This is a genomic window from Litoribacter ruber, from assembly GCF_018500185.1.
Lineage (GTDB): Bacteria > Bacteroidota > Bacteroidia > Cytophagales > Cyclobacteriaceae > Litoribacter > Litoribacter ruber.
On the sequence record NZ_JAHBGI010000005.1, the window covers coordinates 130724 to 152956 of the forward strand.

A 22233-nucleotide genomic window follows, 5' to 3' on the forward strand; every position below is an offset into this window, starting at 1 on the left:
TTTGAAGTATCTTACTTTATATTTTAAACAGTAATAATATTACCAAATTTTATCGGGATGAGAATTCAGTTGTCCATAGTATCATTTACCTTTCTGATTATGGGATGGGCATGCCAGCCTAAGGAAATGGATGAGCGGGTTTATACCGGAGATTTGCTTATAGATGCCAATGAACAGCTTACCCAAGTGATTGTTCACGACATTTTTAGCCCACCCGTGGCCAGCAGAATCTACGCTTATCCCTCCATAGCAGCTTATGAAGTGGCTGCTATGGCTGACCCATCTCTACAGTCCCTTGCAGGGCAGCTCAATGGCTTTGAGGAAAAGACCTATGATGTCCCCGAAGATGTATTTTACCCATTGGCAGCACTGACTGCATACTATCAAGTGGCCACTGCGTTGGTTTTTTCGGAAGACCAGCTGGAAAACCACCAAAAAGAGCTTTTAAAATCATTTAGGTCAGCATTGTCCACAAAAGCTTATTCCAATTCCATCGATTTGGGAAAAGAAGTGGCCGCCCACGTACTTGATTATTCCAAGGGGGACAATTACCACCAAAGCAGGTCTTTTGAGAAATACGGGTTGACGGGCATAGAAGGGACTTGGCAGCCCACGCCTCCAGCTTACATGGAAGGTATAGAGCCGCATTGGAATAAAATCAGGCCATTCTTTTTGGATTCAGCCGCCCAATTCAAATCAACACCTCCAACAGCCTACAGCAAGGATCCAGAAAGTCAGTTTTACAAAGAGGCCTACGAAGTGTTCAATGTTCATCAAACCATGACCGATGAGCAAAAGGATATTGCCTTTTTCTGGGATTGCAATCCCTACAAGATGAATATCAAAGGCCATGTGATGTTTGCCGAGAAGAAAATCACCCCTGGAGGGCACTGGATGGGCATTGCAGGCATTGCAGCCAAGAAGGCACAGCTAGACTGGAAAGGCACTGCTGAGGCCATGGCTTATACCGCTATTACTTTAATGGATGGATTTATCGCCTGCTGGGATGAAAAATACCGAAGTGTACTGGTAAGGCCTGAAACTTTCATCAATCAGCATATCGATGAAGACTGGGTACCCTTGTTGCAGACTCCCCCATTCCCAGAGTACACCAGTGGCCACAGCGTAATTTCTACAGCCGCAGCCAATACATTGACACATCTATTTGGGGAGCCATTTGAATTTGTGGACTCTACTGAGGTAGCTTACGGCCTTCCTACACGCACCTTCCCTTCTTTTAGGGCAGCAGCCGAAGAAGCAGCCATCAGTAGGCTATATGGAGGAATTCACTATAGGCCAGCGATAACGGAAGGCACCAAAAAGGGTCAAAAAGTAGGCGACCACCTACTTGTAAAGGTAAAAACCCGCCAGGAAAACTTGGCGGAGAGCAGGTAGGTTTATACTAAAGGAAAAACTTTCTATCCAAGATATACTCCTCCACTTTGGGGTGAAGTAGATACTTTACAGAAAAGCCTGACTTGATAGATTTTCTGATAAAGGTGGCAGAAACGTCAATCATCGGGGCATCTACATAGCGCACATTTGAATGCTCTAACACTTTATTTTTCCCCGGCCGGGGATACACATACAAGCCATACTGCTCTAGAATTTGCTCACTGTTTTTCCACTTGTGGAAATGGTTGAGATTGTCCCCCCCAATGATCAGCTTAAACTCATGGCCGGGATGTTTATCGGAAAGGTACGTGAGGGTATCAATGGTATAGCTTGGCCTGGGCATGTGGAATTCCACATCGGTGGCCTTGAAGGAAAAATGGTCGGCAATGGCGAGCTCCACCATTCGGAGTCTATCCTGTTCGTGCAGTAAAGAACGGGGGTTTTTGAAGGGGTTCTGGGGAGAAACGACAAACCATACCTCATCCAAATCCGTCTGATCCACCATTACGTTAGCAATGATGAGATGACCTATGTGAATGGGATTAAAAGAGCCGAAAAATAAACCGATTTTCATGGAAAAAGGGACACAGAGTTAAACAGAGTTTAAAATGAGTTTCACAGAGTTTCAACTGAAGCACAAAAGTCTTACCCTATTTTCTACCGTATCCGGTATTCGGCCTCCCGTCCTCCGTCTTCGGTCTTCGGTCTTCGGTCAAAATTATTTATTTAGAAAATCACCGACCAGCTTTTCTGCTTCGGCAAATGATTTTTCCATATCATCGTTGACCAAGGTGACGTCGAATTTGTTTTCGAAGCCCATTTCAAACTTGGCTTTGTAAAGTCTTCTGGAAAGACTCTCTTCCGATTCAGTGCCTCTGTCTTTGAGTCTCTCGGTGAGTTCGTCCAGAGAAGGGACTTTCACAAAAATCGCCAAAGCCTTATCTCCAAAATATTTCTTAAGGTTAAGGCCTCCTTTAACATCCACATCGAAGATCACATGGCGGCCCTCATCCCAGATCCGTTGGATCTCTTCTTTGAGCGTCCCGTAGAAGTTGCCTTCATAGACTTCCTCCCACTCGATAAATTCGTCTTTGTCAATTTTTTGTTTGAAATCCTCAGGGGTCAAAAAATAATAGTCTTTACCGTTTTGTTCGGAGCGACCGCGTTTGTCCCTAGTACAGGCTGAAATAGAAAAACCCAGCTTTGGGTTTTTAGAAATGAGGTGTTTTACAATTGTGGTTTTCCCGGAACCCGATGGAGCCGAAAAAATAATCGCTTTTCCTGATGACATGAATTAACTTAATTATTTAATCTCTTCGATTTTTTGGCGTATGCTGGAAGCTAATTCACTGGGAACCGGCTGCTTGGAGCATTTGGTTTTGAGTACTTCTCTGATGGCTTGTTCTAAATGAAAATATTCAAAGCAAGGCTGGCACTTGGCAAGTTTGCCGTCCAGGGTTTCCTTTGATTCGGAATTCACTTCACCATCTAAGATGCTTTCCAAAAGCTGGAAGCATTTACTCACATCATCACATTCTAGTTTTCTTTCTCCGGAAGGGGTTAAATCTTTCTCCATTGCTTTATTTTATTCAATAACTAAGTCAAATTAGTCCTCATTATCAGTATCGTATCCCATGTCTTGTGCGTAGGAACGCAGCTTGTCTTTCAATAAGTTCCTGGCCCTATGCAATCTTGATCGCACAGTGCCGATCGGGATGTCCAAAATCTTGGCCATCTCCTCATAAGTGAAGCCTTCCAGGTCACATAAAATTATAACCGTACGGAAATCAACCGCCAGGCTGTTCAGGGCATTGGAAATCTCATCCCCGATCATGTCCTTCACGGCATCTACCCTCAAATCTGAAGTGATACTATGGTCAACACTCTCGGAGTTATAATAAGTTTCAACTTCCTGATAATCTACCTTTGCGGGCTGCTTGCTCTTCTTGCGGTACTCATTGATGAAACTGTTCTTCAGTATTCTAAACAACCAAGCTTTGGCATTGGTGCCCTGCTCAAAGGAATTAATGAACCGGTAGGCTTTCAGGTAGGTGTCCTGTACCAAATCCTTTGCATCATCTTCATCAAAAGTCAGCCTATAGCCAAAGTTATACATCGAATCTATGTGGGGCATAAATTCGTTGTCGAAGATGTTGGTTTTTTCTTTTTCAGAATATTTTTTTTTCTGTACTTCAGACATAAGTTCCAAAAATACTAATTGACTTAATTTATAACTAATTTTCGGCCAGAAAGTCACTCAATTTCCTTTAATTTGAAAATTATTTTCTGCGCCCCTCCAATGTGTTGGAGAAATAATACGCAAAACCCATCCGAATGTTTATCATAAAGCTTATTTCCCGGCTTCCGCTGTCGGTTTTATATATCCTGTCCGATTTTCTATATTTCCTGGCCTGCCATGTATTGCAATACAGAAAAGAAGTCATCGTGATCAACCTCCGCAATGCCTTTCCGGAAAAACCGGAAAAGGAAATCCAAAAAATCAAAAAAGATTTTTACCGCAACTTCACCGATTCGATTGTAGAAACCGTCAAGTTCCTCACTATTTCCAGGGAAGAGCTTTTGGAAAGGGTCAAGCTGGTCAATTATGAGATCATCCGAGAAAGAGTCGAGGCCGGCAAACTGGTTATCGGGGTGTGCCCTCATTTCTTCAACTGGGAGGCCCATTTGCTCGCCGGCACCGCCACTTGGTCCATTCCAGTGGAGACTGTATATCAGAAGGTAAATGAAGCGTTTTTCGAAAACCTCATGTACCAAATCAGAAGCCGTTTTGGCTGCGACTTGGTAGAACGGGGCAATTTCCAGCGGAATTTCATCAAAAAAAGAAACGAACCCAGGCTGATCGTCCTAGCCGCGGATCAGCGCCCCACCCATTCGGATATCAGGTATTGGAGAAGCTTTATGAACCAAGAGACTGCATTTTTCGAAGGGGCTGAAAAGATCGCCAAGAGGTTTGACAGCTCAGTGATCTTTGGCTTTACCACCAAGCCGAAGCGTGGGCATTATACCTTCACCTACCAGCTAATCTCCGATGCCCCACATGATAGCACTGACCACAGTATCACAGACCGGTTTGTGGAGCTCACGGAAGAGAACATCCGCCAGGAGCCAGCTCTTTACCTTTGGAGCCATAATAGATGGAAGGAGAAGAGGGAGAAAGGTGAGAGGTAGGAAGTAGAAGAAATCTAATTCCCTCTCAACAATCAGAAACTCATAACCAGTCCCCCGTTTGTGGGATTGAGGTTTAGGTGAAGATTACTCATGCCGGAGGCGGATTGAAACAGCTGTCGGTTATAGAGGTTGACTGCACTTTGCCGATTGGCCCGGGAGGCATTGAGAAGGATGGATCCGGAGATCAATGACACAAAAGAAGCTCCGCCTACAACCAGTCCTGCCCTCTCATTTTCAAACAGCAAAACTGTACCGGCAACAAGTCCAACTCCACCGGTGGCTACCAATCCTACTCCTATTCCCCTTTGGCGGTTGGCTTTTGATATTATGTCTTTTAAATTGGCATCTTCTGCAAGAATATCAGTAAGCTCACGGTTATTCATCCGGTGGCCATCTTGGATATAAGAAAAATAACGAAATGGGGTTTGCCCATATTCCAGCTCGATGAAGGACCCCATATTGCCCGCCCCCATTTCTTCAAATTGGGTTCGGTTATAATTATTAACTGCTCGCAGCCTATTTCTCAAATAAGAATTGATATAAAGAGAGCCCATTGTCTCCACAAAAACAGAAGACAGGAAAACCCAATCATGCGTTTGAAAACTGGTCTCGTTCGAATTTATATTGTTTCGATTTATCAATACCAAGCTTGCAATCAATCCAACGCCTCCAACAATATTCAATGGCACCCCAATCCTTTTGTCCCTTCTTCCATTTTCCAAAAGATTGTAGGAAAGAGCGTTCCCCTGAAAAAGCTCACTTAAACTTTCATCATCCAAATCAATTTCATTGACACTATGCTGAATCCGGTTTGTGCCTGCAAAACTGAAATTGCGAGAGTACTTTGTCTCTACAAACCCATCTTGGGCAAAGGCATTGCTGACCATCAAAACAATCAGGAGAGTGAATAGGTGTTTCATATAAAAAGGTTGGTGTAATTGCACATTTTAATGGGACCTGTATACCGCAGACGGCTAGTATCATTTCCAGTAAAATTAACCAAGAAAAATTAAAAACCTAGTAGCAAAACTTACAATTAACAACCCATTAGTTATAGCCGCTATGGAGTAATATCGTCTAAAAGCAAGATTAGCTCTTTGTTAAGTTGAAAGATTCTTTGTGCTACTTCTTTTTCACTTAGTGTCCTTAGCGACCAATTGCTCCAATTATTCGGTCTTCCGTCTTCCGTCCATTGTTCACCTATTTTTTCCTAAAAGCCTCATTTCCCAAAAACATCTATGAGTCCGAATACGCATATCCTGTTCAATTCCTTACCTTTGTAAACATTCAAAGAACCAAAGGATTGAACCATCGCCCAGGCATGGTGATTATAAGCAATATGGATTATTTAGAAGGACTCAACCCACCACAAAGACAAGCTGTAGAACAAACCGAAGGTCCGGTAATGATCATCGCCGGCGCAGGATCAGGTAAAACCAGGGTACTTACCTATAGGATCGCCCACCTGATTTATTCCAAAGGCGTGGATGCTTTCAACATTCTTTCGCTCACCTTTACCAACAAGGCAGCTGCGGAGATGAAACACAGGATCGAGCAGGTGGTGGGTCTGGAGGCCCGCAATACCTGGATGGGAACTTTCCACTCCACTTTTGCCAAGATCCTAAGGGTGGAAGCCGACCGGTTGGGCTATCCTTCCAACTTCACCATTTACGATACGGATGATAGCAAGTCGCTTATCCGTACTATTGTGAAGGAAAAGAGACTGGATGATAAAGTTTATAAGCCAAACACGGTATTGGCCAGAATCTCCGGTGCAAAAAACAGGCTGATCTCCTGGCAGACTTATCAAAATGACCCCTATATCAAGGCTGATGATGAAACTGCCATGAAACCCAAAATCGGGGAGATTTACAAAACTTACCAGGAAAGGCTGTTCAAGGCGGGAGCCATGGATTTTGACGATTTGCTTTTCAACACCAACGTGCTTTTCAGGGACCACCTTGATGTGCTGAATAAATATCAGCAGAGGTTCAAATATGTAATGGTGGATGAGTTTCAGGATACCAACCTATCCCAATACCTGATTACCAAAAAACTGGCGGCAGTGCACCAAAACATCTGTGTGGTGGGTGACGATGCCCAGAGTATCTATGCTTTCCGCGGAGCGGATATCCAAAACATCCTTAATTTTGAAAAGGACTACCCGGATCTATTCGTGGTAAAACTGGAACAAAACTACCGCTCCACCAAAACGATCGTAGAGGCAGCCAATTCCATTATTTCCAAAAACAAAGCCCAGTTAAAAAAGAATGTGTGGACCCAAAATGAAAATGGGGACCTCATCGAGTTGATCAAGGCTGCCTCTGATAATGAAGAGGGGCGTTTGGTGGCCTCCACCATCTTTGAGGAACGAAACAACAAAAAACTAAACAATAGCGATTTTGCCATCCTCTACAGAACCAACTCCCAATCCAGGGCGATGGAGGAGGCCCTGAGAAAGATGAACATACCTTACAAGATTGTGGGGGGATTGTCGTTTTATCAGAGGAAGGAAATCAAAGACTTGATGGCCTACATGAGGTTTACGGTCAATCCGGCTGACGAAGAGGCCTTCAAGAGGGTCATCAATTATCCAAAACGTGGCATTGGTGACACTTCAGTGGAGAAGATGATGATTGCGGCCTATGAGCACGACATACCGCTATGGGAAGTGGTGACCAATGGTTCCAGCTTCCTTGCTGGCCGTGCGGCAAACTCTGTGGATGATTTTGCCACCATGATCAAGAGCTTCAAACTAGAGGTGGAAAGAAAGGATGCCTTTGAGGCCGCTACCTCAATCGCCAAGCAGTCTGGATTGCTCCGAGAGTTATATGAGGACAAAACCATTGAGGGACTCAACAGGTACGAAAACGTGCAGGAATTGCTGAATGCGATCAAGGAATACGTCGACAATCCTGAAAATGAGGACAAAAGCTTGGGGGCATTCCTGCAGGAGATCGCCCTGCTGACCGACAATGACCGCGACAAAGACCAAAGCGATGCGGTCACCTTGATGACCATCCACTCCTCAAAAGGGCTTGAGTTCAGGCAGGTTTTTGTGGTTGGAATGGAAGAAGACCTCTTCCCTTCGCAGATGATGATGCAGAGCCGTGAGGATTTGGAAGAAGAGAGAAGGCTCTTTTACGTAGCCACCACAAGGGCAATGGAAAAACTTTATTTGACCTACGCACTATCTCGGTACAGATTTGGTAGGCTATTAAATTGCGAGCAAAGCAGGTTCCTGGAAGAAGTCGACTCCACTTATGTGAAGGTTAACAAACGGATGAGCTCAGCCATTGCTAGCAGCTTCCGAGACTATGGCAGTGAGGGTAAAAGTGGGTTTATAGGCCTCAAAAAGCCGGCAATGCGCACAGGCACCACTGCCAAGATTCATACACCTAGCCCAGACTTCAAGCCTTCCAACACCAACAATCTACAGGAAGGCCAAAAGGTGGAGCATCCAAAATTTGGATTTGGTGACGTGATGAAAATCGAAACAGAAGGGGCAAATAGAAAAGCTTCAATAAAATTTGATAATTTTGGCGAAAAGACTTTATTACTTAGCTTTGCAAAGCTCAGAATATTAGAATAAAATAGGTATAATGAAATAGTGAAATATTAGAAATAGTGAAATAGAGGTTTAATCCAGTATTTCAATATTTCCTTAATTCATTATTTCCCCATAAATATATTGACCTCCTGCTGTTAAATGCATTGATCAATTCTCCGGTTAAGTGACATATTTTTTGTAAATTATAGTGTCATTTCAAACTAAGCAGGCAGAGGTATGGAGATAAATGAAAAGAACAAACACTCAGTAATCTTGAAAGAATACGGCAAAAACATCCAGAAGCTGGTGGACTATGTCCAGACCGTGCCCGATAAGCAGAAGCGTACCGACTATGCTTACACCCTGGTGGACCTGATGAAACAACTCAATCCACAGTTGAAATCTGAAAGTGATCAAAAGCTTTGGGATGATCTTTACATTATGTCCAACTTTGAGCTGGACGTGGATGCCCCTTTTCCGATGCCGGAAAAAGAGCTGCTTGGAAAAAGACCTCAGATGATCGGCTATCCGGAAGGTGAGGTGAAATATAAGCACTACGGCAGAAACATCGAAAAGCTCATCGAAAAAGCCATTGAGATCGAGGACGATGAAGAGCAGGAAGCGGCCATTATTTTTATCGGTCAGCTGATGAGAAGTTTCCATTCCACCTGGAACAAGGAAAACTTCGACGACGGCATTATCTTGGACGATATCAAGACCCTTTCAAAAGGTCGGCTTCATATTGACCTGGAAAAAGTGAAGGAAAACGGCCTGTTTGAAACCAGCATGAGACGGGACTTCAAACCCGGCTCCCAATCTAACAATGACTCCCAAAACCAAAGCAGTGGCCGCAGAAATTACTCCCAAAACTCCGGGGGCAATGGCCATAAGAGAAGAAACAACGGAGGAAACTACAAAAAACGCAGAAATTAATGTCTTCATTTAGAGTAAAAGGGGGATTGAAACTGAAAGGTGAAATCACTCCTCAGGGCGCCAAAAACGAGGCGTTGCAGATACTTTGTGCAGTATTGCTAACAGAAGAAAAAGTCACCATCAACAAAATCCCCAACATCCGGGATGTCAATAAACTGATAGAGCTATTGGCCGACATGGGTGTAAAAGTGGAAAAAGTGGGCCCAGAGAGCTATACCTTCCAAGCGGATGAGGTGGATTTGAATTATCTTGACACACAGGATTTTCTAAAGAAGGCTTCAGCCCTTAGGGGATCCGTCATGATCCTAGGGCCACTATTGGCCAGGTTTGGAACGGGAAGACTTTCCAAGCCAGGAGGAGACAAAATTGGAAGAAGAAGATTGGATACCCACTTCGTTGGATTTCAAAAATTGGGCGCCAAGTTCGAATACGACAGCAAGCAGGAAATCTACAAAATCGACGGCACCAATCTTAAGGGGACCTATATGCTTCTTGACGAAGCTTCGGTCACCGGTACGGCCAATATTTTGATGGCCGCCGTGATGGCAGAAGGCCAAACCACCATCTACAATGCTGCCTGCGAGCCTTATTTACAGCAGCTTTGCGATATGCTCAACAGAATGGGCGCGAAGATCACCGGTGTCGGTTCCAATTTGCTGAATATCGAAGGAGTGGAAAAGCTGAATGGAACTGAGCACACTTTGCTGCCGGATATGATCGAGATCGGTTCTTTCATTGGCCTAGCTGCCATGACAAAATCTGAAATCACCATCAAAAACGTACAGGTGGAAAAGCTGGGTATCATCCCAGAAACCTTCCGCCGCATGGGTATCAAGCTTGAAATCAAAGGAGACGATATCTATATCCCCAGCCAGGAACATTACGAGATCGAGACATTCATCGACGGGTCAATATTGACGATCGCCGATGCCATTTGGCCTGGCTTCACGCCTGACCTTTTGAGTATTGTGTTGGTAACTGCCACGCAGGCTAAAGGCACTGTCTTGGTGCACCAGAAGATGTTTGAAAGTCGCTTGTTCTTTGTCGATAAACTGATCGACATGGGTGCACAGATCATCCTATGCGATCCGCACAGGGCTACTGTGATAGGTTTGGACAGGAAATATCCACTGAGAGGCATCAGAATGACCTCTCCGGACATTAGAGCCGGCGTATCTTTGCTTATCGCCGCCCTTTCCGCCGAAGGCACCTCTGTCATTGACAATATTGAGCAAATTGATCGAGGCTACCAATATATAGACCAGCGTCTTAATGCCTTGGGAGCTGACATTGTAAGAATCGACTAAAATATATGAAACACCTTCTTTATCGGAAGGTGTTTTTTTATATCCTACAATGAAAGACAGGTTTTCACATGATTCCGCCGGTTATGCTAATTTTCGACCACATTATCCCGAAAACGTATTTAAGGAGCTCTTTGGGCTATGTGTGTCTTTCGATGCCGCTCTGGATGTAGCCACAGGCAATGGGCAAGTTGCCCGGCATTTGGCGAGAAAATTCAGCCAGGTCAAAGCAACCGACATCAGCAAGCAACAAATCAAGAATGCGTACCAGGCATCAAACCTTGAATACTCCATTCAGCCTGCCGAAGAAAGCAGTTTTGCAGATCATTCCTTTGATTTGATTACGGTCGGACAAGCGGTCCACTGGTTCGATTTCAATAGCTTCTATGCTGAGGTAAGAAGGCTCCTGAAGCCAAATGGGCTTTTGGCGATCTTGGGATACGGGTTGATTCAAAGCGAGCCAAGTGTTGAGTTGATAATTGGCCATTTCTATTCTGACATTTTGGGCAATTATTGGGACCCTGAGCGGAAATGGATCGATGAAAATTACCAGACCATTCCGTTTCCTTTCAAGGAAGTGGACTTTTCCATCCACACCATAGCCTATTCTTGGAATCTAGAGCAGCTGACCGGGTACCTCCAAACTTGGTCAGCCGTCAAAAATTATAAAAACCAAACTGGGTTAGACATAATGCCACAAGTCACTGAGGAACTGAAAAAAGCATTTGGTGAAAGAAAAGAAGTTAAGGTTTCCTTTCCTATCTTAGCTAGGATAGGAAAGGTCTAATCCTCCACGGGTGCCTTCCAAAGCAGTCTACCTGAAGCTGTCCGGAGAAGTTGCTCGTTTTCGAAATGGCCCAACCTTTCCGCTTCACCTGACTCCAAAGTGTTTTCAAAATAAGCCGCCCCTTCTCTATCTTCCCTCAGCAAATCCGATTGGCTGAGGGTTACCGTTTCCAGAGGGTTTTCAACTGGTTCGACAAGTGAAGCAAAAACATAGGCTTTTTCCTGATTCGGCAAGGTCACTCTATACCAGTCCTTGGTTTGTGCCTCCACTCTCAGCACCTCATGTTGGCTAAGCTCCCGCACTATATCCCCAGAGGTTGATGGAAGGCTTCGAAGGTTAATTCTTGCATTGGCCACTCTATGGAAATTTCCGATCATGGTAGTATCCTGCAATTCCATTTCAGCCAGCTCATCGGGAGAGTGCAGGAAATGAAAAGGATCAACAGCCCCTCTTCCCGCTCTGTAAATCCCAAAATGCAAATGTGGCGCCGTGGTGCTGGCGTTACCTGTATTGCCTACCAAACCTAAGGTATCTCCGAGTTTTATAGCTTGGCCCACATCTACCAATTGGCTGTCCAAATGGGCATAATAATAGGAATAGCCAGGCCCACTTAAGTTTACCACTTTTCCACCCAATCGATTGTTTCCTACTCGTCTGACTCTACCATCCCTTACGGCCACCACTGGTGTGCCTCTTGGTGCAAAAATGTCTACGCCTTCATGTTTTCTGGCGCCTGCATCACGGCCATCTCCATAAAAGCTGGCTATGTTTCTACTAGTTTTTTCAGGAATAGGAAAAGCTAATGTAGCCTCGTTGCTCACTTGAAGCGAGAACACTCCCCCTCTAAAAAGTTCTGGCTGCACCCGCACGGCATGTAGGCCATCTTTTTTAACCTCATAGGATATACTCAGCTCCTCTTCCGCATAGTGCCTCTGAGCAAGCTGCCCATCCGCGCCTACTTCAAATACATCTACAAAATATTGGGAATCCACTTGAGATACAGGCTCCACTTTCACGTTGATCCGCTGCCCCTCCTTCACTTCATATCGAAGCAACAAGGCAGATGCTTCCTTAGGATCAAAATACCCCACCTCTTGATAGGGCAGGTTGATACTAAGGCTGTCAGAAAGCACCTTCTCCCCGATCCTCACCCAATCCCTGACCATGGCACTATGCTCCAAGGAAGAGGTTTCCAGTCCGTTTTTATACTTCTCATACGGGCTTCTCTCACCCAAAAACCTGTCTACCCTTGTGCCATTACAGGCCATCAAAAGAGTAATTGCTATTAAAGACACATATTTCTTCATCGTAATAAAAAACAGGAAGATGCCGTTTTGGTTCATTTTGACCAATATTGCAAAGCTGGTTACAAGCTTCTGCGTTAGCCCTACACTTCGACATCTCAAAACAGAACTAAAACAATCAACCTTCCACTTATCACCAAAGATTAAACTAGTCATTAACCTACAATCAACATGTTTTAAACCAATATTAAACCAATATCAGATTGTTTTTTCACTGGCTTAACACTGGTTAAAGATTGGTTTAATACTGGTATAAGTATTACCAAATTGCTATAATGAATCCAATCTCTATACAGGATGATCTTAGACTGCTATAATTCAAAAGGGCCGCTTCATTTAAATGAAACAGCCCTTTAATTAGATGGCAAAATTATACTAGACAGTTTTCTGGTCTTCGTGAACCCCCTCTTTGATTTCCTCAATCAGCTTTTTGTTGAAAGCTGGAAGATCATCTGGCTTTCTGGAGGTCACGAGGCCTGAATCGCATACACACTCTTCATCCACCCAGTTGACACCGGCGTTTTTGAGATCTGTTTTGATTGATGGCCAGGAAGTCATCTCTCGGCCTTCCAGCGCACCAGTCTCGATCAAGGCCTGTGGGCCGTGACAAATGGCTGCTACCGGCTTACCTTTTTCAAAGAAAGCTTTCATAAAGCTCACTGCCTTTTCATTCATTCTTAGTTTGTCAGGGTTGATCACCCCACCCGGCACTACCAGCGCATGGTAGTCGTTAGCATTGGCGTTATCTAGAGCCAAGTCGATTTTCACCTCTTTGCTCCAGTTGCCATCTTTCCAGCCTTTGATTTCCTTGGCTGGGGATATTACATGCACAGTGGCACCCTCTTTCTCCAAGGCTTCCTTTGGGCTGAGCAATTCGCTCTCCTCAAATCCGGTCTCGGTTAATATAGCTACTTTCTTACCTTGTAAATTAGACATTGTGTTTTAGGTTTTGTGGTTTAATTATCTGTTTATTCCTAAACAGGCGTAACCCTGCATTGTTTGTACAATCGAATAATTTTTAGGCCACAAAAAAAACGCCCCAATACTAAATATTGAGGCGTTTTCATTATAAATTTTAATGTCTACTTCTTATACGTAGTTATTCAACATAACAGGCATCACCAACATCAAGATATCTTCGTTCTCTCCCTTATCAGAAGGAACAATTAGACCAGCTCTGTTAGGAGCGGAGAACTTCAAGGTTACTTCTTTGGCAGAAATGTTATTCAACATCTCGATCAAAAACTTGGCGTTGAAGCCGATTTCGATATCCTCTCCTTCATGCTCACAAGATAGGCGCTCATTGGCTTCGTTAGAGAAGTCAAGATCCTCAGCAGAAATTTGAAGCTCGCTTCCTACCAATTTCAATCTTACCTGGTGGGTAGTTTTATTTGCATAGATGGCGATACGCTTCATAGAGCTCATAAATTCTACTCTATCGATGGTCATATCGTTGTTGTTGTCCACTGGAATTACGTTTTCGTAATCAGGGAAACGCTCATCAATCAACCTACAGATCATCCTGATGTTGTTGAAGTTGAAGTAAGCATTGCTGCTGTTGAATTCAACTGACACCGGCACATTTTCAGAAGGCAAGGTTGATTTAAGTAAGTTTAGGGCTTTTCTAGGGATAATGATGCTTGCCGCATCAGGAGAAGCCACATCCACTCTTCTATATCTGATCAATCTGTGGCCGTCGGTTGCCACAAATGTCGCATTGGTACTGCTTAGATTCACATACACCCCAGTCATCGCCGGTCTCAACTCGTCGTTGCTGGTTGCAAAGATGGTATTGTTGATGGCACTGCTAAGGACCTCAGTGGACATATCCACAGTAGTGGCATTGGTTACTGAAGGGATTTTTGGGAAGTCGGTAGCGTTCTCACCAGCCAGTTTATAACGACCGTTATCCGAGCTGATTTCAATGCTGTAGGTTTCACTATCGATGCTGAATGTCACCGGCTGCTCCGGAAGGTTTTTCAAGGTTTCGATAAGAATTTTGGCAGGAACGGCGATGTTGCCATCTTCCTTTGCCTCCACATCAATTTCAGTCATCATCGAAGTCTGAAGATCAGAGGCGGTAATGGTCAGTTTACCCTCTTTAATTTCAAAAAGAAAATTTTCAAGAATAGGCACCACCGGGTTTGTGGTCACTACCCCATTGATAGCAGAAAGCTGCTTTAAAAGTGCAGAAGAGGAAACAATGAATTTCATACGGTCGACTAATTTTTCTATTGTAGTTATAACAGGGTAAATTTAGAAATAAAATTATAAAAGCTCCCCTTGCTGGGAGATTTATGGCAAAATATTTCGAATAATCTTCATTTTTTTGGGGTTAACCATACTGCTTTTTTCGCAGGTAGACTTTTACCAAGCCAATCAAACAGATCAACAACACGGGACCTCCAATATTCATCACTTGCCAGAAAGTTTTCTGATTGCGGATTTTTACCTTATTCAAAGGTCTAATCTGGAACTGTTTGGTCCGAGTGGCAATGATGCCGTCGGGCTCGATGAGGTAGCTGACCATGTTTTGAAGAAACAATCGGTTAGCATACTCACTGCCCGTAAAAGGATCCATTCCCAAAGGTACAGGCTCTCTGGAATTGAGATCAAAGTCGCTTTTAAACACCTGGCTATCCCCGATCACCACCACTTTTCCTTGGCTGCCTTCCTCGATAAACTCTTCCTTATTGGCCCCATCAGGGAGAAACCTATTTTTGTAAAAAGAAGTGAAATTGCCTTCTAAAAGATATGCAAGAGGCAAATGCCTTTCGTTAAACCTCTCCACCTCCGGCTCCTGAGCCATATCCTCAAAAGCCACCCTAACCGGGAAGGCCATCACTCTGCTATTGTCACTTGAGAAAATCAGGGGAGTTTTGGTCACCCCCTCAGCCTTTACCGTATCAATGGAGCTGATAAACTGGAATTGAACCTGATCCAATCCTTTGGTGATGGGGTGGTTTTCCATTCTCCCCGCCACTACATAAAATGGCCATGGCAAAGGCGTTATCTGCGGCTGATCCCCAAACTGCCCGGTCATTACAGGATGATAGCCGAAGCTGAGATCCTGGATCAAATCCCGATTGACGCGCACTCCATAGCGGAAGAGCAGGTCATCCAAATTGCTTTCCATCGGCAAAGCCGTGGTGCCACCACCTCCGGCTTCGGTCAGATCCACCTGCATCTGATCCATCAGGAATATAATGTTCCCACCTCTCATTAAGTACTGATCCAGCAGATACTTGCTTCTTTCCGAATACGCCTGCTTTGGACCGGCCACCAGCATTACATCGAATCCCAGGATATCTTCCACAGAGGTGGCGTCTGCCAAAGGCACCTTATATACCTCATAATCTTCCACCAAGGCTTCCACCATCCCAAAACCGTCATCATCATCCAGCTCCCCATGGTCCATCACCATACCTACTGCATACTGCTGTTTGGTAATCAGTTTTTTTATCCCATTGATAAGCTCATATTCCAGATTTTCAATCGAAAGGTTGAGGATTTCCTCCGGGCCCATCCCTCTTTCTCCTCTTAGGAGCAGCACTCCGGTCTCAAACTCACTGTCACGAATCACCACACCGGGAAATATAAGTCTGGAAGACTGCCCCCCGTCTACCGTAGCATGAAGATTTGTTGGGCTAATTCCATATTCGGAAAGTGAATAGATAAAATCACGCTGCTCTTCTCCTTCAATTTCTAGCGGGTCCTGGTAATGATAAGTGATTCTATGAGAACTGTAGGCATTGAATGTCCTTATCGTCTCCTCGATGGCCAGTTGAAGTCGGCGCATACCACCGGGTAGTTTGCCGGTAAGGACAATTTCCACTTCAAGCGGCTCGTCGAGCTCTTTTAGTGTTTCCTTTGTTGCGGGATGCAGGGAATACTTTTTATCTTCAGTCAGGTCAATCCTAAATGGAAATAGACTTTCCAAAATAAAAAACAGCACCAGCAATCCCGCAAGAATTCCGATAGACTTGAATATGCTCTTGTTGGTGTTTCTCATTTTCTGCGGATGATTAAAGCTGTGGCACCCAATAATACCGTGATCAAGGCAAAAAAGTACAGCAGGTTGGATGATACGATCACCCCTCTGTTTAGGCTGCGATAATGATAGCTCAGACTCACATTTTCCAGCCAAAGGCTAAATTGGCTCAAGGCCATCAGGTCGGTGACGGCTGTGAGACCAAAATAAAGGAAAAAGCTTAGGAATACCCCGATCACAAATGCAACGATCTGGTTATCTGTAAGAGCAGAACTGAAAATCCCAATGGCGGAAAAGACAGCACCTATGAAAACCAGTCCTATGAACGACCCAAAAAAACCTGCACTATCTATATTCCCCACCGGGCTCCCCAATTGGGAAATGCTAAAATGGTAAATCAGGGTGGGCAAAACGGCTATCAAAACCAAAAGCACAGCGGCTAGGTACTTGGCTAATACGATCTGAAAAGGATTAATGGGGGAGGTCATGAGCAATTCCCATGTCCCGGTTTTCTTTTCCTCGGCGATCATTTTCATGGTGATAGCCGGCACCAAAAACACAAACACAAAGGGAGTATAGGTAAAAAGCGGGTCCAAATCTGCATAACCGTACTCCAAAACTGAGGTATCCGGAAAAACCCACACTATTAGACCTATAGAAATGAGGAAAATGATGACAATTAAATATCCTGTGAGTTGGTTGAAAAAGCTGTTGATCTCTTTCTTTAATAAACTACCCATTCTGATTGGTCAACTGATGGAAAATGGATTCTAGGTTTTTTTCTTCTTGCTGTATCCGCACCAAGGTAAGGTCTTTGTCTTGGACAAACTGCAGGAGCTGTTTTCTCAAAAGCTTTGGATCGGAAGTATAAAAAAGTGCCGTATGCTGGTCAACCAGCTTATGGCTATTCACCAAAGGCAGGTTTTTAAACAGCTCCAGATCCATGGTTTCTTCTATCTGGAGCAAGATTGAGCTTTTACCCGCTTCGGATTTGAGGTTAGCCAAAAGGTCTTGGGCGACAATTTGACCTTTATTAATGATGACCACCTTTTCACAAATGGCCTCCACCTCTTGCATGATGTGGGTACTGAGGATAAGCGTTTTATCCCAACTGATGTCTTTGATCAGCTTCCTGATATCTACCAATTGATTGGGGTCAAGCCCGGTGGTGGGCTCATCCAAGATAATCACAGAAGGATCGTGGATCAACGCTTTGGCCAGCCCTACCCTTTGGCGGTAGCCTTTGGAAAGCTGCCCGATCTTTTTATGCTGCTCCGGGCCTAGGCCGCACTGTTCAATTACTGTTTTGGCCCTGCTTTCATGATGGCTTTTCCCCATGGAATATAGTCCTGCTATAAAGGCAAGAAATTCCTTAACATACATATCCAGATAAAGAGGATTATGCTCAGGCAGATAACCTATCATTCTGCTGACTTCCTTGGGATCGGACAAAACTGAAACCCCGTTCACCCTAACTTCTCCCTCATCGGGAAGCACGTATCCGGTGGCGATTTTCATGGTCGTAGACTTTCCAGCACCATTTGGCCCCAAAAAGCCCAGAACCTGTCCGGCCTTGGCTTCAAAGGAAATTTTGTTGAGCACCTTCTGCTCCCCGTAAGTTTTAGAAAGGTTGATTACTTCCAAAGACATAGTTCAGCGGTTAGTGCGTAAAAATACAGGGAATGCTTTACATACCCAAATGAGAGACCGAAGACCGAAGAAACCTCAATCCTACTTCTTCTTGCCTTTTGGCTGGAGTGGGCGGCACTCTACGTCGGCGATGAAGAAATTGGGGTGGGTTTCCAGCATTTGCACAATGGTGGTGGCCACATCTTCCGGTCGCATCATGTTTTCACTCGATTCCATTCCATCGATATCATCAAAAAACTGCGTCTGGGTAGAACCTGGATAAATTGTGCTGACTTTGATCCCAAAATCCCTCAATTCCATATAAAGTGAATGGGAAATACCCCTCACAGCATGTTTGGTAGCACAATAGGCGGAAAAATTAGCCAGCCCATTCAGCCCGGCAATGGAGGAAATGTTTACAACATGGCCCTCTTCCATTTTTTTCATATGGGGCACTATTCTCTTGGTGGCATAATATATCCCGTGGACATTGGTCTGGAACATTTTCTCCCAATCCTCTGATTTCATTTCATCAATCGGAGAAGCTTGTCCATACCCGGCGTTGTTGATCAGGATATGGATCTCTTTACCATATTTTTCCTTGGTAGACTTATAGGCTTCCTCAACAGAACTTTCGCGGGACACATCGCAAGGGAAGAAGGTAAAGTTGTCGTGGTAAAGGTCGGGATGGCTCCTGCCCCAACCGGCCACTTTTACACCTTTTTCCAAAAGTTGGGTCACCACCTGGTAACCAATGCCCTTGCTGACTCCCGTCACGATGGCTAATTTTCCTTCAATTTCCATATGGTTTGTTAAAATCTGTATCCAACACCGAACACCAATCCGTAGTCAAAAGTAGAACCTAATTCTGAAGGGGGCTGGTTGTCAAAGTTGTTATAAAAGTTCAAGTTTATTTCAAAGTTATTGATTACCGTCCAGGACAAGCGGGTATCCCCATCGTTTCTGATCCTGCCCTGCTGGGTTAGGCTGACAAAAAGACTTTGTGTCGTTCTGAAGTTCAGCTGGGGTTTTCTAAGGCGGAAAAAGGTGAATTCTAAAATCACCGGCACCTCATAGAGTGGGGAATTGACCTGCCTTTGAATATTGACCTCCTGATTAATCACAAGCCCACTGGCCAACCTGCTGATAGTTCGCTTATCCTGTATGGCAAAGATACCCAAACCTGCCCCCTGCTGCAAACGCCTCAGTATGCCCAACTGTAAATTCCGCTGATAATTCCCAAGCCCCCAGGCATGCCAACTCGGGCTGAGATAATAATTAGCAATCAGCAGGACATTTTCCCTATCCCGGCTGAATCCCCCTTCTTCTTGGCTGACGATAATGGAACCCGTAAGGTCAATGTCGAGCCTTTCGGTATCATATCCGAGTTCGAGCGAACCGTTCCAAAGCCCAATGTTACTGGATCGGGAAAAGGTATACCCTGCAGTTGCCCTTCCCTGCACTCTTTCCAAAAAGTTTTCTCTCAGCAGGTTTACCTCATTAAGATTCCTAATGGCAATATCAATTTCATCAAACCCCGTCAAAATCCTGACCCGGCCCTCTTCTTCATGAGTTTTGAAAATCCCGATGTAAAACTCCCTGTTGGCAGTCTGCACGCGGTAGCCGAACCCGTAAGTTCGAAAGGTTTTTACATTGGTAACATCCACTTCCACCCGGCCCACATTGTCGGCATTGAAGCGTACCACGCCAAATTGAATCCGCTCCAATTTGCCGACAAGGGGTGATTGGTTCTTTATATAAAGGGTGTCTTTTTCTTGGGCTAAACCAGTAATGCTGCTTATAAAAATGAAAAAGATCAGCAAAAAGAAATACCTCATTAAGAATGATGTTTGGTCTAACCATGCAATCTTTATTCCATTCCTATATTTGCAATGAATAAGAAATGGAAATTTTGTATTTTTAAAAAATAACCATCACACAACTAACAAAATTATGAAGAAAGCAATACCAATCTTACTCTGCATGATGTCCCACTTAGCCTTGGGGCAGAGTGATTTAAAGTCCACGGTGGATGAAAAAACAAGCTCTATCGAGGACCAGGTAATCGAATGGAGGCGCGACTTTCACCAACACCCTGAGCTAGGTAATCAAGAAACCCGCACGGCCAAAATCGTGGCCGACCACTTGAGGTCTTTGGGGATGGAGGTTCAGGAGGAGGTGGCCGTGACCGGAGTGGTTGGCATCTTAAAAGGCGGGCAACCTGGCCCAACCGTAGCCCTCCGGGCTGACATGGATGCCCTTCCAGTGACGGAAAGGACAGATGTCCCCTTCAAATCTACCGTAAGAACCGAATATAACGGACAGGAAACCGGCGTGATGCATGCCTGTGGTCACGATACCCACGTGGCCATGCTGATGGGGGTTGCCAAAGTTTTCGCTGAAATGAAGGATGAGCTGAAAGGAACCGTAAAGTTCATCTTCCAGCCTGCAGAAGAAGGTGTTTTTTCACCTGACGTGGAAACTTGGGGAGCCAAACAGATGGTGGAAGGAGGTGTAATGGAAGGAGTTGACGCCATTTTTGGCTTGCACATCAACTCCCAGACCGAGGTTGGCAAGATCCGCTATCGTTCAGGTCCCGCCATGGCAGCGGTCGACAATTTAAAAATCCTGGTCAAAGGCCGCCAGGCCCATGGGGCCGCTCCTTGGGCATCTGTAGATCCCATCGTGACTTCAGCCCAGATTGTGACGGGCCTCCAGACCATCCTGAGCCGAAACGTCAACATCACCGAAAGCCCAGCTGTGGTCACCATAGGCGCGATCAAGGGCGGGGTGCGCCAGAATATCATTCCCGAGGAAGTGGAGATGATCGGGACGGTTAGAACCTTTGGAGACGACCAGCAGGAATTGGTGCACAAGCGCATTGCAGAAATTGCCGAAAAGATCGCCGAAAGCGCAGGGGCAAAAGCAGAAGTAACCATTGAAAAAATCTATCCATCCACGGTAAATGACCCTGACCTGACCTCTAGAATGGAAGCCACCCTAAAAGAAGTGGCAGGTGAAGAAAATGTGATCTATTCAGATCCCATCACAGGAGCGGAAGATTTCAGCTATTACCAAAGAGAGGCCCCGGGGCTGTTTTTCTTTCTCGGCGGAATGCCCAAAGGCGCTGACCCTACCGAGGTGGCCTCCCACCACACGCCTGACCTCTACCTGGATGAAGGAGGTTTTGTGCTCGGCATGAGGACCTTGGCGTATTTGACTTTGGAATTTATGGAGCAGAATTAAGCGAAAAGGCTATCCAAGAAATTGGGATAGCCTTTTTTGTTAAGCCAATTTGAATTTCACTTGTAGCTTGTTGTAGGCCGAATACAAGCGGGGATAATCTATGGACAAGATTGCTTTTCTCAAAAGGGTAGAAATGATTCTGTTTTCATTTCTCTTTTCCTTTAAATAGGATTTAAACCAATATAAAAACTTCCTCCTGATGTCTATATATTTAGCCCTATCCGCTACTGTGGACATCATGGAATCTTTCCTCTGCCTGTAAAAATTATTGCATGATGAGGAAATGTATCCCACCTCATTGTAATATAACTTGCTTAAAAACACTTGATCCTCATACATTCCAGTAAAGGACTCCTCAAAACCATCATTTCTTAATATAGACTCCCTTTTCACCATTACGGCACACATACAAGGAGCTGCATGGGTTTTGAGGGGATATAGGATTTGATTCAATTCTTGTGGATTATAAACCTGCTCACTTGGAGCTCCCACGTATACAATTTGGTCATTATCATTCCCCTCCCAATACAATGTGGCCTCACATATATAGGATACTTTATGGTTCAGCATCTTTTCAACCTGAGTACTGACATAGTTCGGAAGGTACACATCATCTGCATCTAAAAAAGCAACATACTCCCCTCTGGCAAAATGAATCCCACGGTTTCTACTGGCGCTCAACCCTCTATTTTCACCGTTGGCGTGTTCCACCAACCTGATCTTTTTTTTGTGGGCTAACATAAAGTTTTCCACAATCCCGCGACTTGCATCGGTGGAGCCATCATCAACTAGAATAATTTCAAGGTTGGGATAAGATTGACTCAAAACACTTTGGATTGCTTCGCCCAAATATCTCTCCTCATTAAAGAAGCAGATTACAACAGATACCAATGGTCTCATAAAGC

The 22233-nt window shown here is 44.6% G+C and carries 21 protein-coding genes; 7 read left to right on the forward strand and 14 right to left on the reverse strand.

What is annotated here, in order from left to right:
* Positions 1 to 57 precede the first annotated feature (57 nt).
* Positions 58 to 1395: a vanadium-dependent haloperoxidase gene (locus KIH41_RS09050; protein WP_214162181.1), complete on the forward strand. Its 1338-nt coding sequence runs from the start codon at positions 58 to 60 to the stop codon at positions 1393 to 1395.
* 7 nt (positions 1396 to 1402) lie between these two features.
* Here KIH41_RS09050 and nadD read toward each other — a convergent pair whose 3' ends face one another.
* From nadD to KIH41_RS09070, 4 genes are all read right to left on the reverse strand, one after another.
* The gene (nadD, locus tag KIH41_RS09055; protein WP_214162182.1) at positions 1403 to 1969 is read right to left on the reverse strand and encodes a nicotinate (nicotinamide) nucleotide adenylyltransferase; all 567 of its coding nucleotides are present in this window, start codon (positions 1967 to 1969) and stop codon (positions 1403 to 1405) included.
* Positions 1970 to 2113: 144 nt separating this feature from the next.
* On the reverse strand, positions 2114 to 2686 hold the full coding sequence (gene gmk, locus KIH41_RS09060; RefSeq protein WP_213944849.1) for a guanylate kinase: 573 nt from the start codon (positions 2684 to 2686) through the stop codon (positions 2114 to 2116).
* 12 nt (positions 2687 to 2698) lie between these two features.
* Complete coding sequence (locus tag KIH41_RS09065) at positions 2699 to 2971, reverse strand: mycothiol system anti-sigma-R factor (RefSeq protein ID WP_143959970.1); 273 nt, start codon at positions 2969 to 2971, stop codon at positions 2699 to 2701.
* A gap of 30 nt (positions 2972 to 3001) precedes the next feature.
* Positions 3002 to 3595 carry a sigma-70 family RNA polymerase sigma factor gene (locus tag KIH41_RS09070; protein ID WP_213944848.1) on the reverse strand — a complete coding sequence of 198 codons (594 nt, stop codon included), beginning with the start codon at positions 3593 to 3595 and terminating at the stop codon, positions 3002 to 3004.
* 134 nt (positions 3596 to 3729) lie between these two features.
* On the opposite strand from KIH41_RS09070, the gene KIH41_RS09075 reads away from it, so the two are divergent.
* On the forward strand, positions 3730 to 4584 hold the full coding sequence (locus KIH41_RS09075; protein WP_214162183.1) for a lysophospholipid acyltransferase family protein: 855 nt from the start codon (positions 3730 to 3732) through the stop codon (positions 4582 to 4584).
* 32 nt (positions 4585 to 4616) lie between these two features.
* Here KIH41_RS09075 and KIH41_RS09080 read toward each other — a convergent pair whose 3' ends face one another.
* On the reverse strand, positions 4617 to 5504 hold the full coding sequence (locus KIH41_RS09080; protein ID WP_214162184.1) for a hypothetical protein: 888 nt from the start codon (positions 5502 to 5504) through the stop codon (positions 4617 to 4619).
* A gap of 419 nt (positions 5505 to 5923) precedes the next feature.
* Between KIH41_RS09080 and KIH41_RS09085 the strand changes: the two genes are divergently transcribed.
* From KIH41_RS09085 to KIH41_RS09100, 4 genes are all read left to right on the forward strand, one after another.
* Positions 5924 to 8176: an ATP-dependent helicase gene (locus KIH41_RS09085; RefSeq protein WP_213944842.1), complete on the forward strand. Its 2253-nt coding sequence runs from the start codon at positions 5924 to 5926 to the stop codon at positions 8174 to 8176.
* 195 nt (positions 8177 to 8371) lie between these two features.
* Positions 8372 to 9067, forward strand: coding sequence for a DUF4290 domain-containing protein (locus KIH41_RS09090; protein ID WP_213944841.1), 696 nt, complete (start codon positions 8372 to 8374; stop codon positions 9065 to 9067).
* Entirely contained in the window at positions 9067 to 10374 is a 1308-nt protein-coding gene (murA, locus tag KIH41_RS09095) for a UDP-N-acetylglucosamine 1-carboxyvinyltransferase (protein ID WP_213944840.1), read from the forward strand. The genes KIH41_RS09090 and murA overlap by 1 nt, the downstream gene beginning before the upstream one ends.
* A 49-nt stretch (positions 10375 to 10423) precedes the next feature.
* On the forward strand, positions 10424 to 11158 hold the full coding sequence (locus KIH41_RS09100) for a class I SAM-dependent methyltransferase (RefSeq protein ID WP_214162185.1): 735 nt from the start codon (positions 10424 to 10426) through the stop codon (positions 11156 to 11158).
* On the opposite strand, the gene KIH41_RS09105 is transcribed toward KIH41_RS09100, so the two are convergent.
* The 8 genes from KIH41_RS09105 to KIH41_RS09140 all read right to left on the reverse strand — a co-directional run bounded on the left by KIH41_RS09105 (position 11155) and on the right by KIH41_RS09140 (position 19920).
* Entirely contained in the window at positions 11155 to 12501 is a 1347-nt protein-coding gene (locus tag KIH41_RS09105) for a M23 family metallopeptidase (protein WP_214162186.1), read from the reverse strand. The genes KIH41_RS09100 and KIH41_RS09105 overlap by 4 nt on opposite strands.
* 336 nt (positions 12502 to 12837) lie before the next feature.
* Entirely contained in the window at positions 12838 to 13398 is a 561-nt protein-coding gene (locus KIH41_RS09110) for a type 1 glutamine amidotransferase domain-containing protein (RefSeq protein ID WP_213944837.1), read from the reverse strand.
* Between the two features lie 153 nt (positions 13399 to 13551).
* Entirely contained in the window at positions 13552 to 14676 is a 1125-nt protein-coding gene (gene dnaN, locus KIH41_RS09115; protein WP_213944836.1) for a DNA polymerase III subunit beta, read from the reverse strand.
* A gap of 121 nt (positions 14677 to 14797) precedes the next feature.
* Positions 14798 to 16474, reverse strand: a complete 1677-nt coding sequence (gene gldG, locus KIH41_RS09120) for a gliding motility-associated ABC transporter substrate-binding protein GldG (RefSeq protein ID WP_214162187.1) — start codon at positions 16472 to 16474, stop codon at positions 14798 to 14800.
* A complete protein-coding gene (gldF, locus tag KIH41_RS09125; RefSeq protein ID WP_214162188.1) occupies positions 16471 to 17193 on the reverse strand; it encodes a gliding motility-associated ABC transporter permease subunit GldF in 723 nt (240 codons plus the stop codon). The genes gldG and gldF overlap by 4 nt, the downstream gene beginning before the upstream one ends.
* Entirely contained in the window at positions 17186 to 18103 is a 918-nt protein-coding gene (gene gldA, locus KIH41_RS09130; protein ID WP_214162189.1) for a gliding motility-associated ABC transporter ATP-binding subunit GldA, read from the reverse strand. Before gldA ends, gldF begins: the two co-directional genes overlap by 8 nt.
* Positions 18104 to 18184: 81 nt before the next feature.
* Positions 18185 to 18886 carry an SDR family oxidoreductase gene (locus tag KIH41_RS09135; RefSeq protein ID WP_213944832.1) on the reverse strand — a complete coding sequence of 234 codons (702 nt, stop codon included), beginning with the start codon at positions 18884 to 18886 and terminating at the stop codon, positions 18185 to 18187.
* 8 nt (positions 18887 to 18894) lie between these two features.
* Positions 18895 to 19920 carry a DUF481 domain-containing protein gene (locus KIH41_RS09140; protein WP_214162190.1) on the reverse strand — a complete coding sequence of 342 codons (1026 nt, stop codon included), beginning with the start codon at positions 19918 to 19920 and terminating at the stop codon, positions 18895 to 18897.
* 115 nt (positions 19921 to 20035) lie between these two features.
* On the opposite strand from KIH41_RS09140, the gene KIH41_RS09145 reads away from it, so the two are divergent.
* Complete coding sequence (locus tag KIH41_RS09145) at positions 20036 to 21328, forward strand: amidohydrolase (protein WP_214162191.1); 1293 nt, start codon at positions 20036 to 20038, stop codon at positions 21326 to 21328.
* A 39-nt stretch (positions 21329 to 21367) separates the two neighbouring features.
* Here KIH41_RS09145 and KIH41_RS09150 read toward each other — a convergent pair whose 3' ends face one another.
* Positions 21368 to 22228, reverse strand: coding sequence for a glycosyltransferase family 2 protein (locus tag KIH41_RS09150; RefSeq protein ID WP_214162192.1), 861 nt, complete (start codon positions 22226 to 22228; stop codon positions 21368 to 21370).
* Positions 22229 to 22233: the final 5 nt, after the last annotated feature.